This is a genomic window from Rhizobium sp. MHM7A (assembly GCF_005862215.1).
GTDB classification, from domain to species: domain Bacteria; phylum Pseudomonadota; class Alphaproteobacteria; order Rhizobiales; family Rhizobiaceae; genus Rhizobium; species Rhizobium bangladeshense.
On record NZ_VCHT01000004.1, the window covers coordinates 267,895 to 280,924 of the forward strand.

The window sequence follows — 13,030 nt, forward strand, 5'->3', positions numbered from 1 at the left end:
CAGGATCAGCCGTCATTTCGACACGCGATACCAAGAACGATTCGATAATCCCTGAGGCCGCCAAGCACAGGGACGATATGCGCGCGACCGTTGTCGTGCCGGTTCTGAAGTCGCGCGGTCGCGGCGGCCAGACCGAATCGGCTTCCACCCGCACGCCGGAAAGCCGGCTGGAAGAGGCCACCGGCCTTGCCCAGGCGATTGACCTTGATGTGGTCAACGGTTCGATCGTTCCGGTCAATGATCCGAGGCCGGCGACGCTGCTCGGCACGGGCAAGATCGAGGAGATCAAGGCGCTGCTCGACGAGCGCGATTCGGGTCTCGTCATCGTCGACCATCCGCTGACACCGGTGCAGCAGCGCAATCTTGAAAAGGAATGGAACGCCAAGGTCATCGACCGGACGGGCCTCATCCTCGAAATCTTCGGGCGCCGCGCCTCCACCAAGGAGGGGACGCTGCAGGTCGATCTGGCGCATCTGAATTATCAGAAGGGCCGGCTGGTCCGAAGCTGGACCCACCTTGAACGCCAGCGCGGCGGCGGCGGTTTCATGGGCGGCCCCGGCGAAACCCAGATCGAAGCCGACCGGCGGCTCCTACAGGACCGCATCATCAAGCTCGAACGCGAGCTGGAGCAGGTCGTGCGCACTCGCCAGCTCCATCGGGCCAAGCGCCGCAAGGTGCCGCACCCGATCGTCGCACTCGTCGGCTACACCAATGCCGGAAAATCGACGCTGTTCAACCGAATCACCGGCGCGGGCGTGCTGGCCGAAGACATGCTCTTCGCGACGCTCGATCCGACGCTTCGCCGTATGAAGCTTCCGCACGGACGTACCGTCATCCTGTCCGACACGGTCGGCTTCATCTCAGACCTGCCGACCCATCTCGTCGCCGCTTTCCGCGCCACTTTGGAGGAGGTGCTGGAAGCCGATCTCATCCTGCATGTCCGCGACATGTCCGATCCCGACAACCAGGCTCAAAGCTCCGACGTGATGCGCATTCTCGGCGACCTCGGCATCGATGAGGCCGAAGCGGAGAAGCGGCTGATCGAGGTCTGGAACAAGATCGACCGGCTGGAGCCTGAGGTGCACGACACGATGGTGCAGAGGGCGGCCGGCGCCAGCAACGTCGTCGCGGTTTCGGCCGTCAGCGGCGAGGGCGTCGACACGCTGATGGATGAGATCAGCCGCAGGCTCTCCGGCGTGATGACCGAAACGACGATCCGGCTTCCCGTCGACAAGCTGGCGCTGCTGCCCTGGCTCTACGACCACGCGATCGTCGACGGCCGCGAGGACAATGAGGACGGCTCGATCACCCTCGACCTGCGGCTGTCGGAAACCGAAGCCGCCGAACTCGAGCGCCGCATCGGCAACGGCCCGAAGCCGGCGAAAGAGGATTGGGAGCGGTAGGCGCGCGTTTGGTACTAAGTCGCCGATGGCAGGCGATTTTAGCCCCACCCTCCGTCATCCTCGGTTCAAGGCCGAGGATGACGGAGAGTGGGGATAGCTTCTCGCCAAACCCGGCCTGACCTACCTAGCCACGAGCGCTCTTTCAATCGCCTTGGCCGCCTGCCAGATTTCCTCCATCCGCTCCAGCGTCGCATCCTCCAGCGTCTCGCCTTCCGCTTCAAGAACCTCCTCTATATGATTGAAGCGGCGCCGGAATTTCGTATTCGTTCCGCGCAGCGCCTGCTCCGGATCGGCCTTCACATGGCGGCCGATATTGACGACCGCGAAGATCAGGTCGCCGAGTTCGTCGCTGACCTTCGCGTGGTCTCCCTCTCGGAGTGCGGCCCGCAATTCGCCGATCTCCTCCTCGATCTTGTCGAGGATCGGCTCGGGCGCCGACCAGTCGAAGCCGACCTTGGCGGCGCGTTCCTGCAGCTTCAGCGCTTCGGTCAGCGCCGGAAAGCTACGCTGCACCGAGCCCAGGAACCCGCTCCTGAAATCCTCGGTGATCCCCCGCTTAGCCCGCCGCTCGGCCCGCTCGCGTTTCTCCGCCTGCTTGATCTCGTCCCACTGCCTCTTCACCGCGTCCGGGGTATCGGCTTCCGAGCGGGCAAAGACATGCGGGTGGCGGCGGATCATCTTGGTGGTGATGGCGTTGACCACGTCGCCGAAGGAAAATTCGCCGGCCTCCTCGGCCATGCGGGCATGGAAGACCACCTGCAGCAGCAGGTCGCCCAACTCGTCGCAGAGATCGTCCATATCGCCGCGCTCGATCGCGTCCGAGACCTCATAGGCCTCTTCGATCGTATAGGGCTTGATCGTCTGGAAATTCTGCTCGATGTCCCAGGGGCAGCCGGTTTCTGGATGGCGCAGCGCCGCCATGATCTCGATCAGCCGCGAAATGTCTTTGGAAGGTTCCATGGTGCCTCGGTTCGGCGGCCGTAATTGAGCGGCCTTAGTTCAGCGGAATGTCGTTGGCGCTCTTCGACGACTGGTAGGTGGAAGACAGCGCGTCGTAGCGCGCCTTGATGCGGGCGGTCTGCGCCTCCAGCGCCGTCTTCCGGGAAATCTCCTCGGTTTCGATCAGATCGGCGATGGCAAAACTGTTCCAGAAGGCGTTCTGCCTGCGATAGCCGCCGGGTTCAAGCCCGAAGACCTCCTTCAGGATCTTGAGATCATGCGGAATGGCGAAGGCATCGCGGGAATCCTCATGACTGAAAAAATAGTAGAAATTGTCGAAGCCCGCCCAGGTGATCGCCGACATGCACATGGTGCAGGGTTCGTGCGTCGAAAGGAAGATCAGCTCCTTGGTCGCCGGCTTGTCACCAAGCTCGTAGAACCGCTTCAGCGTATGCACCTCGCCATGCCACAGCGGATTATCGAGCTCGTTATTGGTCTCGGCGACAACGAGTGACAGATCGGATTTGCGCAGGATCGCCGCGCCGAACACCTTGTTGCCCGAGGACACGCCGCGTTCGGTCAGCGGCAGGATATCGTCTTCGATGACCGAGAGCAGGCGGGCAGCGATGGTCTTGTCGGGCATTGGTGTCTCCGGTTTTTCTTCCAGTCTATCGTCTTGGCGGCGCGAGTGAAATGCGACAAACGCCGGTGGACGCCGTTTGTCACAGGCTTTACACTGCACCGCAACAAAGAGAGTGGGAACAGGTGGGTCTCGTCAGCACGGTTGACTTTTCTCAAATCGCCGGAGGCGCGAGCAAAAGAATACGCGCTTGCCGAGGCTTTCGAATTTCTGTTCCTTCAATCGCTTGTCGATCACGGGCATATTCTGGCAACTTCGAAGTGGATTGATGATGTCTCCCAAGACTGAGCAGCTTTCGGTATTTCCAGCCTTCTTTCGCGTGGAAGGCCAGAAGACGGCTGTCTTCGGCAATGGCGACGAGGCCTTCGCCAAGGTGCGGCTGCTGCTCAACACCCGGGCGCAGCTCGTTGCCTATGCCGAGCGGCCGGAAGCCGATTATCATGCCTTCCTGATCGCCAACCGCATCGAGACGGTGCGCACCGGCTTCTCTGCCGGCCAGGTAGAGGGAGCGGCCCTTGTCTTTGCCGCCACCGGCAATGAAGCTGAAGATCGCCGGATCGTCGATGCTGCCCGGGCTGTAAGAATTCCGGCTAACGCCGTCGATCAGCCGGATTACTGCGATTTCTTCACGCCGGCGCTCGTCAACCGCGCTCCCGTCGCCGTTGCGATCGGCACTGAAGGTGCGGGACCGGTTCTGGCGCAGATGATCCGCGCCCAGATCGACCAGCTTCTTTCTCCTTCGCTCGGGCGTCTGGCCGCGCTGGCGACCAATTATCGCAAATCAGTCGAACAGATTGTTCCGCGTGGCGTTTCCCGCCGGGTCTTCTGGCACCGCTTCTTCTCCGGCCCGGTTGCCGACGCGGTCGCCAATGGCAACCTGCCGCAGGCCCACAACGCCGCCGACCGACTGCTCGCTTCGATGGACAAGGTTGCCGGCCATGTCTGGCTGGTCGGCGCAGGTCCTGGGGCTGAGGATCTGCTGACGCTGCGCGCCCAGCGCGTAATGATGGAAGCCGATGTCATCGTTTATGACGCGCTCGTGCCGCAGGCGATCGTCGATATGGGCCGCCGCGACGCCGAGCGGCTTTCCGTCGGCAAGCGCAAAGGCTGTCATTCGAAGTCGCAGGAAGAGATCAACGAGCTGCTCGTCGAACTCGGCCGTCAGGGCAAGCGCGTCGTCCGTCTGAAATCCGGTGATCCGCTGGTCTACGGCCGGGCGGGGGAAGAGATGGCCGCGTTGCGCGCCGCCGGCGTCACCTATGAGGTCGTGCCCGGCATCACCTCGGCCTTCGCCGCCGCTGCCGATTTCGAGCTGCCGCTGACGCTGCGCGGCGTCGCTTCCTCGCTCGTCTTCACCACCGGCCACGATCTCACCGGCGACGTGCTGCCCGATTGGGCAAGCCTCGCAGTCTCCGGCGCGACGATAGCCGTTTATATGGGCCGCACGGTCGCCGCCTCGGTCGCCGAGCGGCTGATGCAGGCCGGCATTCCCTCCGAGACCACGGTTGCCGTTATCGAGAATGCCAGCCGCACTGATCGCCGCCTGCTGCATGGCACGCTCGCCGACCTGCCCGACCTGCAGCATCGCAACGAGCTCACCGGGCCTGTCATGGTCATTATCGGCGATGCGGTCGCCGGCGCCAATTTCGAACTGTCCGAGCCGCTGGTGCGCGAGAACGCCCGGCTCGAGGAATTTGCAAGGAGCTGAATATGGTAGACAAGGTCCTGACCGCCAACCGGCTGACGGACGGCATTGCCGTCTGGCTGGATGCCAACGGCAAATGGTCGACCTCGCTGCAGGAGGCGCTTGTTGCTCGTCACAACGAAGCCGTCGAAGCCTTGGAAGCCATTGGCAAAAAATCCTATGCCGACAATGAGGTCGTTGACGTGGCCGTCGTCGACGTCCAGGAAACCAATGGCATTCTCTGGCCGCTTCGCCTTCGCGAGCGCATCCGCGCGCAAGGGCCGACCATGGAATATGCGCCGGGCTACGCTCCTGCCGATCCCGAATTTATTGCAGTCTGAGGAAGACGATGTACCGTTACGACGAATTTGATCATGCCTTTGTCAGCGAGCGCGTCGAGCAGTTCCGCGACCAGGTTCAGCGCCGCCTTTCCGGCGAGCTTGCCGAGGATGCGTTCAAGCCGCTGCGCCTGATGAACGGCGTCTACCTGCAGCTTCATGCCTATATGCTGCGCATCGCCATTCCCTACGGCACGCTGAGCGCCCGCCAGCTGCGCATGCTCGCCCATATCGCCCGCACTTATGACCGCGGGTATGGCCACTTCACCACGCGCCAGAACCTGCAGTTCAACTGGCCGAAGCTGTCGGAAATCCCCGATGCACTGGCCGACCTGGCGAGCGTCGAAATGCACGCGCTGCAAACCTCGGGCAACTGCATCAGAAACGTCACGGCAGACCACTTCGCCGGTGCCGCCGCCGACGAGATCGCTGACCCCAGGCCCTATGCGGAAATTCTGCGCCAGTGGTCGTCCGTCCACCCGGAATTCTCTTTCCTGCCGCGCAAGTTCAAGATCGCCGTCACCGGCGCGGAGCGCGACCGCGCCGCCATCCAGGTCCATGATATCGGCCTGCACCTGAAGAAGAATGACAAGGGTGAAATCGGCTTTGCCGTCTATGTCGGTGGTGGCCAGGGCCGCACGCCGATGATCGCCAAGTTGATCCGCGACTTCCTGCCGGAGGAAGACCTGCTCTCCTACACCACGGCGATCGTGCGTGTTTACAATCTGCACGGCCGGCGCGACAACAAGTACAAGGCCCGCATCAAGATCCTCGTGCATGAGACGGGTGCCGAGGAACTGGCGCGTCAGGTGGAGGCCGAATTCGCGGCACTCAGGGATAGCGAGCTCAAGTTGCCGGAACAGGATGTCGAGGCGATCGCCGCTTATTTCGCGCCACCGGATCTTCCCGAGCGAGCCGAGGGCTGGGAAAACCTCGCCCGCTGGAAGAAGGCCGATCCGGCTTTCGCCCGCTGGGTTCAGCAGAATGTGCAGCCGCACAAGAACCCCGATTACGGCATGGTGACGATCTCGCTGAAGCCGATCGGCGGCATTCCGGGCGACGCCACCGATGCGCAGATGGATGCCATCGCCGATCTTGCCGAAGAATATGCCTTCGACGAAATCCGCGTCAGCCACGAGCAGAACCTCATTCTGCCGCATGTGGCGCTGGCCGATCTCGAAGCTGTGTATCGCGGCCTCGTCGCCATCAATCTGGCCGAAGCCAATGCCGGCCTGATCACCGATATCATCGCCTGTCCGGGGCTGGATTATTGCGCGCTCGCCAATGCGCGCTCCATCCCCGTGGCGCAGGAAATCTCCCGCCGCTTCGGCAGTCCCGAACGCCAGGCCGAGATTGGCGAGCTGAAGATCAAGATCTCCGGCTGCATCAATGCCTGCGGCCACCACCATGTCGGCCATATCGGCCTGCTCGGTGTGGAGAAGAAGGGCGCCGAACTCTACCAGATCACGCTTGGCGGTTCGGGCGACGAACATACCTCTATCGGCGAGATCATCGGCCGCGGCTTTGAGCCGGACCGGGTGACGGATGCGATCGAGACGATCGTCGACACCTATCTCGGGCTGCGGCTTGATCCATCCGAAACCTTCCTGGCGGCCTATCGCCGCGTCGGGCCGCAGCCTTTCAAAGATGCGCTCTACGGCTCGGCCGCCGAAGCGGCCTAAGGAGGGGTGTGATGACGAAGATCTGGAGAGAATCCGGTTTTGTCGAGAACGATCCGTGGGTGATCGAAACCGACGAGGTGAAGGCGACCGGCGAGCAGAAGCCGCTGCTCAGTGTCGATGAGCTGATCGCCAAGGCCGATGAGAGCAATGATGTCGGCCTCGGCGTGCTGATCAAGCCGGCCGACGACGTGCGCCGGCTTGAGCCCTATCTCTATCGCCTGGAAATCGTGGCGGTTGCCTTTCCGGCTTTTAACGACGGCCGCGCCTTCAGCCATGCCTCGCTGCTGCGTCAGCGCCTGGGTTACACCAATGAGCTGCGCGCCGTCGGCGACGTGCTGATCGACCAGATCCCGCTGATGCTGCGCGTCGGCATCGACAGCTTTGCCGTGACCAACGCCACGGCGCTGAAGCGGCTTGCCGAAAACCGTCTTCCGGCCATTCCCCATCATTATCAGCCGGCGGTGCGTGACGCCGAAGCCGGCAAGGGCTATAGTTGGCGCCGTCAGGCGAAGCCGGCCGCATAAGCGGCCGGTCCGCCTCTTACGATGGCGGAATGATAGCATGAAGACATTCGAAGTGGCGGTGATTGGCGGCGGTCTCGCCGGCACGATCGCCGCAATTGCTCTTGGCCGCGGCGGCCGCAGCGTGGCGCTGGTGGCTCCCGCTGCTGCAAAGGAGGACCGGCGCACCACGGCGCTGATGGATCAATCGATCCGCTTCCTCGATCGCCTGACGCTCTGGGAAAAGCTGCGCCCTGCCGCCGCTCCTCTCACCAGCATGCGCATCATTGACGGAACCGATCGGCTGCTGCGCGCGCCGACCACCACCTTCCGCGCCGCCGAGGTTGGCCTCGATGCCTTCGGCTATAATTTCCCCAACACGGCGCTGACCGAGATTCTCGAAGCGGCCGCGGCCGGCGAGGGCAATATCACCCGCTTCACGGACATGGCCGAATCGATCGACATCTCTGCCGAGAGAGTGTCGATCGCGCTTGCCGGCGGCGAGGTGCTGACGGCCGACTTTGCCGTCGGCGCAGACGGCCGCGGCTCGAAGCTACGCGAGGCGGCTGATATCGGCGTGCGCACCTGGTCCTATCCGCAATCGGCCATGGTGCTGAACTTCGCCCATTCGCTGCCGCATCAGAACATCTCAAGCGAATTCCACACCAAACACGGCCCCTTCACTCAGGTGCCGTTGCCGGGAAGCCGCTCCAGCCTCGTCTGGGTGCAGGATCCCTCCGAGGCGGCCGCGCGCCTGGAGTTGCCGCCGGCCGAACTGGGCTCACTTGTCGAAGCGCAGATGCACTCCATGCTCGGCAAGACAACCATCGAAGAAAGCGTCCAGGTCTGGCCGCTCTCCGGCATGATGGCTCATCGTTTCGGCAAGGGGCGCATCGCACTGATCGGCGAAGCCGCCCACGTCTTCCCGCCGATCGGGGCGCAGGGGCTGAACCTCAGCCTGCGCGATATCATGGTGCTCACCGACATCCTCTGCGACAGGGTGGAACTGCCGGTGCCGGCCGATGCCGGCGAAAGCTTCGACCGCCGCCGCCGCGCCGATATCATAACGCGCACGGCGAGTGTCGATCTTCTCAACCGCTCGCTGCTTTCCGATTTCCTCCCCGTTCAGATGCTGCGCGCCGCCGGCCTGCATATCCTCTCGGCCATTCCGCCACTGCGCAACCTCGTCATGCGCGAGGGCATCGAGCCCGGCCGGGGCTTCCGCGATATTCCGGATTCCTTAAAGGAAAAGCTGAAGCGGAAGAAGGCCTGAGCGGATCGCGATCAGCCAGAGCGAAACGCTCGCCACCGAAAGCACCGTCGTGATCAGGATCGTCGCCGAGGCGCGTTCCTGCCAGACGCCATATTGCTGGCCGATGACGAAGACATTGGTTGCCGTCGGCAGGCAGGCGAGCAGCACGGCCGCCTGGATCCAGACAGGCTCGAAACCGCCGATAACAGTCAGCGCCAGGAACACCGCGATCGGATGCAGGATCAGCTTCGCCGGCACGATATAGGAGATCTCGGCCGGAATCCGCTTGAGCGGCCTCAGAGCCAGCGTCACGCCCATGGCAAAGAGGGCGCAGGGAGCGGCCGCCTGTGCAAGGTAGTCGACGAGGCGCTGGAACGCCAGCGGCTGATCGATGTGGAAGGCGGCAACCGCAAAGCCTGCCGCCGTCGACAGGATGAAGGGATGGAGGCCTACCTTGCGGGCAATATCGGCGGCGAGTCGGCCGGGCGAGCGCTTGTCGTCGCCGGCTGCCGCCATCAGCGCCGGCGCCACGATGAAATGCAGCGCATTTTCGAAGCAGATGATCAGCGCCACCGGCACGGCAGCACCTTCGCCGAGCGCCAGCAGCGCCAGGCCCGGCCCCATATAGCCGATATTGCCGTAGGCGCCGGCAAAGGACTGGATGGTGCATTCATCAAGCGGATTGCCGCGCACGAAACGGCCGATGACAAAGAGAAGGATGAAGACCGCATAGGTCGCCGCGATATCGGTGACGATGAAATCGACCCGCGTCAGCTCTTCGATCGGCGTGCGCGAGACGAGCTTGAAGAACAGCGCGGGCAGGGCGGCATAGATGATGAAGGTATTCAGCCAGCCGAGCGCCTCGGCCGGCTGCTTCGTCGCCTTGGCGGCGGCATAACCGATCAGGATCAGGCCGAAGAACGGCAGCAGCAGGCTGATGATGTCGGCCAAGGGAAAGTCCGGTTTTCGTGGGATGGCTGGCGGGGAAGAATCTCTTCTAGCCGATTTGCATCAGGATCGGAAAGGTCTGCTGGAACCAGATCGCCACATCGCTGACCCAGCCGAACAGGAAGGCGAGGCCGGTCAGGATGAGGAAGACGCCCATCACCTTCTCCACCGTGCCGAGATGGCGGCGGAAGCGCGACAGGAAGCGCATGAAGGCGCCGGAAAAGCCGGCGGCGATCCAGAAGGGAATAGCAAGACCCAGCGAATAGATGGCGAGCAGCCCGGCGCCGGAGCCGACCGTCTCGCGCGAGGCGGCGACCCCGAGGATGGCGCCGAGCACCGGCCCGATGCAGGGCGTCCAGCCGAAGGCGAAGGCAAGGCCCATGACATAGGCGCCCGTCAACGTCGCCGGCTTGCCGCCGGCCTGGAAGCGCGCCTCGCGGGCGAGCAGCCCGATTCGGAAGAGGCCGAGGAAATTCAGCCCCATGACGATGATGATCAGCCCGCCGATCTTGGAGAGCAGATCGAGATGCTGGCGAAGCGCCATGCCGATGCTCGACGCACCGGCGCCGAGCGCCACGAAGACGGTGGCAAAGCCGAGCGTGAAGAGCAGTGCCGAGAAGAGCACGCCGCGCCTGGTATCGGGCGAGACCGCAACCGCGCCGCCGCCGCGGAACTGCTCGACCGAAATGCCGGCCATATAGCAGAGATAGGGAGGGACGAGGGGGAGCACGCAGGGCGAAAGAAAGGATAGCGCCCCTGCCAACAACGCGCTCCACAGGGAAATATCGGCAATCGACACGCATTCTCTCCGGCTGCAATCTGCGCCCTGTTCCTAGCGTCGCAGGCCCGGGATTGCCAATCACCTTTTCGCGTGGCCGAGAAATCTGCCTTTACGCGGGAGAGAAATGTGCCCTACCTTTGCAAAAGCCGAATTTTTCGGTTGACCGCAATGGGTCACCTGCCTATGTTCCGCCCACTTCCAGCCGGGGTGCTTCACACCCGCGGAGAGGGAGAGCGTAGCTCAGCCGGTAGAGCAACTGACTTTTAATCAGTAGGTCTCGGGTTCGAACCCCGACGCTCTCACCAAAAAATCGTCAACGATCAACGGTTTAGATGAGGTAATTGGCGTAAAACTTTACCGCCAATTACCTTGATTTTGCGAATCATAGCGCAAACTTACGGCACACGATTGTCACACGGCACATGGAACGCCTACCGGCAAGGAGAGGCCGGCGGGCGCTCTTGTTGGGGGCCAAGGTTGGTGTTCGCGGCACTGCCGGTTAAAAATCGAAATACACTGTCACACCTGACCGACGACGATAGGGGTAATGGTCGCGATAGCCGTAATAATCGCGACTGCCGTAGTACCGCGGACGATAGCACGAGCCGTAATACCGGCAGTCGCGGTGAGCGTACCGGTGTTTCTTCCAGTGGCCGTACGCATGTCCATTCCCATGACGACGGTAATGGACTAGATCGACGTCGGCGGCGTGCATTGCTACCGATTTCGGCACGACCATCGGCGTGGCGTTTAGCGGCAGGGCGAAAGATGCAGACAAGACCATGGCTGCAAGTGAGGAAAAAAGCATCTTCATCGGCGCATCCTTTCAGGCTGCGATTCTGGGTTAATAAGCATTAACCTCCGATGAACGGCTGCGTGCTTGAAGGGAGACCGGCCGGCGCGCTGCTCGTGTGGGCGCAGGTGGTGCTCGCGCCGGTTGACTACGTCAGCGAAAGCTGGGGATGTTGCGTGGACCTGGGCCAGCGAAAGACAAACCCATGACGGTCGCCAGGGCCCTATTCTGGGGACAATTCGGGAAGGCTCCATCACCGCTGGACGATAACCCGGGTCCCCGGCTGGACCATATCGTAAAGCTCCTCGACATCCTCGCGGTACATCCGGAAGCATCCGCTTGATGCATTGGTGCCGATGGAGGAGGGGTCGTTGGTGCCGTGGATGCGGAGCAGTCCGTCGGCAAGGTAGATTGCGCGGGTTCCTAGCGGATTTGCTGGCCCGGGTTTCACCACTGCCGGGAGACTTGGGTTCTTCTGGCGCATGCTGGCTGTTGGCCGCCATTCGGGATGCATGCGTTTCGACACGACGCGCGTTGTGCCGTACCATTGTTTGCCTTCGCGGCCGACGGCGATGGGGTAGGCAAACTGCTCACCCTCTGACGTCGTGTAGATAAGGGTGTGCTCACGCGTGGCGATGACGATGGTTCCTCTTCCAATTCGCGTAGATGGCTCCCGACGTTCTTGAAAGGGTTCACGATAACCAGGGTCTGGCTCGTAGAAGGGAGGAGGGGGATAGGGGCTGTAAGGGTCATCATAGCCGTAGCCGTCGTATTCGTCGTATCCATCATACGGCGCGTAAACTTGGGCTTGGGCATGGACCGCTATCACAAGCAGGGCCGCCGCAAGGAGAACCAGCAATCTCATTCTTCGCATCCGCTTGTCATACAATCATGATTGGGCCGAATTCTATGGCGGCACTATGGCGGGGTAGGTCTCGATCTGACGGTGATCTTTCGTCGCTCCCGTTCTCCGCTGAGTTCGGGCATCCTGCCCACCAACCCCGACGCTCCCAGCAAATGGCTGGGATCGGTGATGTGTTCTTTGCTGAGCAAGCCTTCGCAAAGCTCAAGGACTGACGGTGCCTCGCCACACGCCTCGACAGATGCGCCCACATCTTCTTCTCGGCCAACTGCATCGCAGCCGCCGTCAACTTCCGGCGCAAATCAATGAGCCGCGAGCCTAAACCCTGCTCAGATGCTTCGGCCAGAATTCCTGGTGGACTTTGGCGGCTTCGTCTTCGAGATCCGTCGGGCCGACCACGGTGACGGTACGCGCGCCGGTCTGCAACACCGCCCGGCTGGGCACGTTCAACCCAATCCCGGCAATCTCGCCGAGCCGCGTTTCGGAGCACGCAAACACCATACGTCCGATCCCCGACCAGTAGATCGCCCCGGAGCACATCGCACAGGGCTCAGTGCTGGTATAGAGCGTGCAATTGGCGAGAAAGGCAGGGTCGTAGTGCTGCGCCGCCAGTTTAATCAGGTTCATCTCGGCGTGGTTTGTCATATCGTGGCCGGTGAAGACGCTGTTTTCGGCGCGCAGGATGATTTCGCCGTCCTTGACCAGGACCGAGCCAAACGGTTCGTCACCGTTTGCCACCGCAGATTTCGAGAGCGCAATCGCGTCGCGCAGAAACGGCTCGTGATCTTCCATGAGATCCTCCAGGGTTAGAGCGGGATGATCTTCCCTCGGATTGGATGGATTTCCAAGCGCCGATAATCAGGTTCAAGATTGATGATCTGCATCGCCTTCAGTGCAGATGCCGACGGGCAGCCCCAGACTTTCATTCTCGGAACCAAAAGCGCCCGCATCGACTTTGACCCTGAGTTACCTTGGAGGTCCCCCTGATGGACAGAACTCCGAAAACGGCCATCCGCGGAATGATGTCGTATGTGCTCGCCCTTCTCGTTCTCGGCATTGTGGCGGGCGCCGTTTACACGATCTACGGCCATCCCACCGATCCATCTGAGCCACCAGCGGCTGAGAGCATCCCGCAGAAGGCGCCGGCTCCGCAGTGAGAGCGAGGTCGCCGTTCGAGAACGAATGGTGGAAGGGAAAGCATTCTGCCG

General features: G+C 62.2%; 14 protein-coding genes and 1 tRNA gene. 8 read left to right on the plus strand and 7 right to left on the minus strand.

Annotation, left to right across the window (positions count from 1 at the left end):
- Positions 1-77: 77 nt before the first annotated feature.
- On the plus strand, positions 78-1,403 hold the full coding sequence (gene hflX / locus FFR93_RS17565; protein WP_064709013.1) for a GTPase HflX: 1,326 nt from the start codon (positions 78-80) through the stop codon (positions 1,401-1,403).
- Positions 1,404-1,523: 120 nt separating this feature from the next.
- Here hflX and mazG read toward each other — a convergent pair whose 3' ends face one another.
- Together mazG and FFR93_RS17575 are read right to left on the minus strand one after the other, a co-directional pair.
- Positions 1,524-2,363: a nucleoside triphosphate pyrophosphohydrolase gene (gene mazG, locus FFR93_RS17570; RefSeq protein ID WP_064712828.1), complete on the minus strand. Its 840-nt coding sequence runs from the start codon at positions 2,361-2,363 to the stop codon at positions 1,524-1,526.
- 34 nt (positions 2,364-2,397) lie between these two features.
- Positions 2,398-2,985 carry a nucleoside deaminase gene (locus FFR93_RS17575; RefSeq protein WP_138394160.1) on the minus strand — a complete coding sequence of 196 codons (588 nt, stop codon included), beginning with the start codon at positions 2,983-2,985 and terminating at the stop codon, positions 2,398-2,400.
- A gap of 268 nt (positions 2,986-3,253) precedes the next feature.
- Between FFR93_RS17575 and cysG the strand changes: the two genes are divergently transcribed.
- From cysG to FFR93_RS17600, 5 genes are read left to right on the plus strand one after another with little or no spacing between them, the layout of a single operon-like run.
- Positions 3,254-4,690, plus strand: a complete 1,437-nt coding sequence (gene cysG, locus FFR93_RS17580) for a siroheme synthase CysG (RefSeq protein WP_138394161.1) — start codon at positions 3,254-3,256, stop codon at positions 4,688-4,690.
- Positions 4,691-4,692: 2 nt separating this feature from the next.
- Positions 4,693-5,007, plus strand: coding sequence for a DUF2849 domain-containing protein (locus FFR93_RS17585; RefSeq protein WP_038688777.1), 315 nt, complete (start codon positions 4,693-4,695; stop codon positions 5,005-5,007).
- 8 nt (positions 5,008-5,015) lie between these two features.
- Positions 5,016-6,686, plus strand: coding sequence for a nitrite/sulfite reductase (locus FFR93_RS17590; RefSeq protein WP_064709010.1), 1,671 nt, complete (start codon positions 5,016-5,018; stop codon positions 6,684-6,686).
- An 11-nt stretch (positions 6,687-6,697) separates the two neighbouring features.
- Positions 6,698-7,210, plus strand: coding sequence for a DUF934 domain-containing protein (locus tag FFR93_RS17595; protein ID WP_138394162.1), 513 nt, complete (start codon positions 6,698-6,700; stop codon positions 7,208-7,210).
- Between the two features lie 37 nt (positions 7,211-7,247).
- Positions 7,248-8,459, plus strand: a complete 1,212-nt coding sequence (locus FFR93_RS17600; RefSeq protein ID WP_138394163.1) for a UbiH/UbiF family hydroxylase — start codon at positions 7,248-7,250, stop codon at positions 8,457-8,459.
- On the opposite strand, the gene FFR93_RS17605 is transcribed toward FFR93_RS17600, so the two are convergent.
- On the minus strand, positions 8,427-9,389 hold the full coding sequence (locus FFR93_RS17605; protein ID WP_138394164.1) for an AEC family transporter: 963 nt from the start codon (positions 9,387-9,389) through the stop codon (positions 8,427-8,429). The genes FFR93_RS17600 and FFR93_RS17605 overlap by 33 nt on opposite strands.
- Before the next feature lie 46 nt (positions 9,390-9,435).
- On the minus strand, positions 9,436-10,185 hold the full coding sequence (locus tag FFR93_RS17610) for a cytochrome c biogenesis CcdA family protein (RefSeq protein WP_064709006.1): 750 nt from the start codon (positions 10,183-10,185) through the stop codon (positions 9,436-9,438).
- A 211-nt stretch (positions 10,186-10,396) separates the two neighbouring features.
- On the opposite strand from FFR93_RS17610, the gene FFR93_RS17615 reads away from it, so the two are divergent.
- Positions 10,397-10,472 (plus strand) — tRNA-Lys (locus tag FFR93_RS17615).
- A gap of 194 nt (positions 10,473-10,666) precedes the next feature.
- On the opposite strand, the gene FFR93_RS17620 is transcribed toward FFR93_RS17615, so the two are convergent.
- From FFR93_RS17620 to FFR93_RS17635, 3 genes are all read right to left on the minus strand, one after another.
- Positions 10,667-10,981: a hypothetical protein gene (locus FFR93_RS17620; RefSeq protein ID WP_082928133.1), complete on the minus strand. Its 315-nt coding sequence runs from the start codon at positions 10,979-10,981 to the stop codon at positions 10,667-10,669.
- 232 nt (positions 10,982-11,213) lie between these two features.
- A complete protein-coding gene (locus FFR93_RS17625; protein ID WP_138394165.1) occupies positions 11,214-11,825 on the minus strand; it encodes a L,D-transpeptidase in 612 nt (203 codons plus the stop codon).
- Between the two features lie 315 nt (positions 11,826-12,140).
- Positions 12,141-12,614 (minus strand): nucleoside deaminase, encoded by a 474-nt coding sequence (locus FFR93_RS17635; RefSeq protein WP_138394167.1) that lies wholly within the window; start codon positions 12,612-12,614, stop codon positions 12,141-12,143.
- Positions 12,615-12,808: 194 nt separating this feature from the next.
- On the opposite strand from FFR93_RS17635, the gene FFR93_RS40935 reads away from it, so the two are divergent.
- Complete coding sequence (locus FFR93_RS40935) at positions 12,809-12,979, plus strand: hypothetical protein (protein WP_171049211.1); 171 nt, start codon at positions 12,809-12,811, stop codon at positions 12,977-12,979.
- Positions 12,980-13,030 lie beyond the last annotated feature (51 nt).

What these genes read in the sequence shown, in the direction of transcription:
- hflX (WP_064709013.1), top strand. Translation starts at nt 78, where the DNA reads ATGCGCGCGACCGTTGTCGTGCCGGTTCTGAAGTCGCGCGGTCGCGGC.
- mazG (WP_064712828.1), bottom strand. Translation starts at nt 2,363, where the DNA reads ATGGAACCTTCCAAAGACATTTCGCGGCTGATCGAGATCATGGCGGCG.
- FFR93_RS17575 (WP_138394160.1), bottom strand. Translation starts at nt 2,985, where the DNA reads ATGCCCGACAAGACCATCGCTGCCCGCCTGCTCTCGGTCATCGAAGAC.
- cysG (WP_138394161.1), top strand. Translation starts at nt 3,254, where the DNA reads ATGTCTCCCAAGACTGAGCAGCTTTCGGTATTTCCAGCCTTCTTTCGC.
- FFR93_RS17585 (WP_038688777.1), top strand. Translation starts at nt 4,693, where the DNA reads ATGGTAGACAAGGTCCTGACCGCCAACCGGCTGACGGACGGCATTGCC.
- FFR93_RS17590 (WP_064709010.1), top strand. Translation starts at nt 5,016, where the DNA reads ATGTACCGTTACGACGAATTTGATCATGCCTTTGTCAGCGAGCGCGTC.
- FFR93_RS17595 (WP_138394162.1), top strand. Translation starts at nt 6,698, where the DNA reads ATGACGAAGATCTGGAGAGAATCCGGTTTTGTCGAGAACGATCCGTGG.
- FFR93_RS17600 (WP_138394163.1), top strand. Translation starts at nt 7,248, where the DNA reads ATGAAGACATTCGAAGTGGCGGTGATTGGCGGCGGTCTCGCCGGCACG.
- FFR93_RS17620 (WP_082928133.1), bottom strand. Translation starts at nt 10,981, where the DNA reads ATGAAGATGCTTTTTTCCTCACTTGCAGCCATGGTCTTGTCTGCATCT.
- FFR93_RS17625 (WP_138394165.1), bottom strand. Translation starts at nt 11,825, where the DNA reads ATGAGATTGCTGGTTCTCCTTGCGGCGGCCCTGCTTGTGATAGCGGTC.
- FFR93_RS17635 (WP_138394167.1), bottom strand. Translation starts at nt 12,614, where the DNA reads ATGGAAGATCACGAGCCGTTTCTGCGCGACGCGATTGCGCTCTCGAAA.
- FFR93_RS40935 (WP_171049211.1), top strand. Translation starts at nt 12,809, where the DNA reads ATGGACAGAACTCCGAAAACGGCCATCCGCGGAATGATGTCGTATGTG.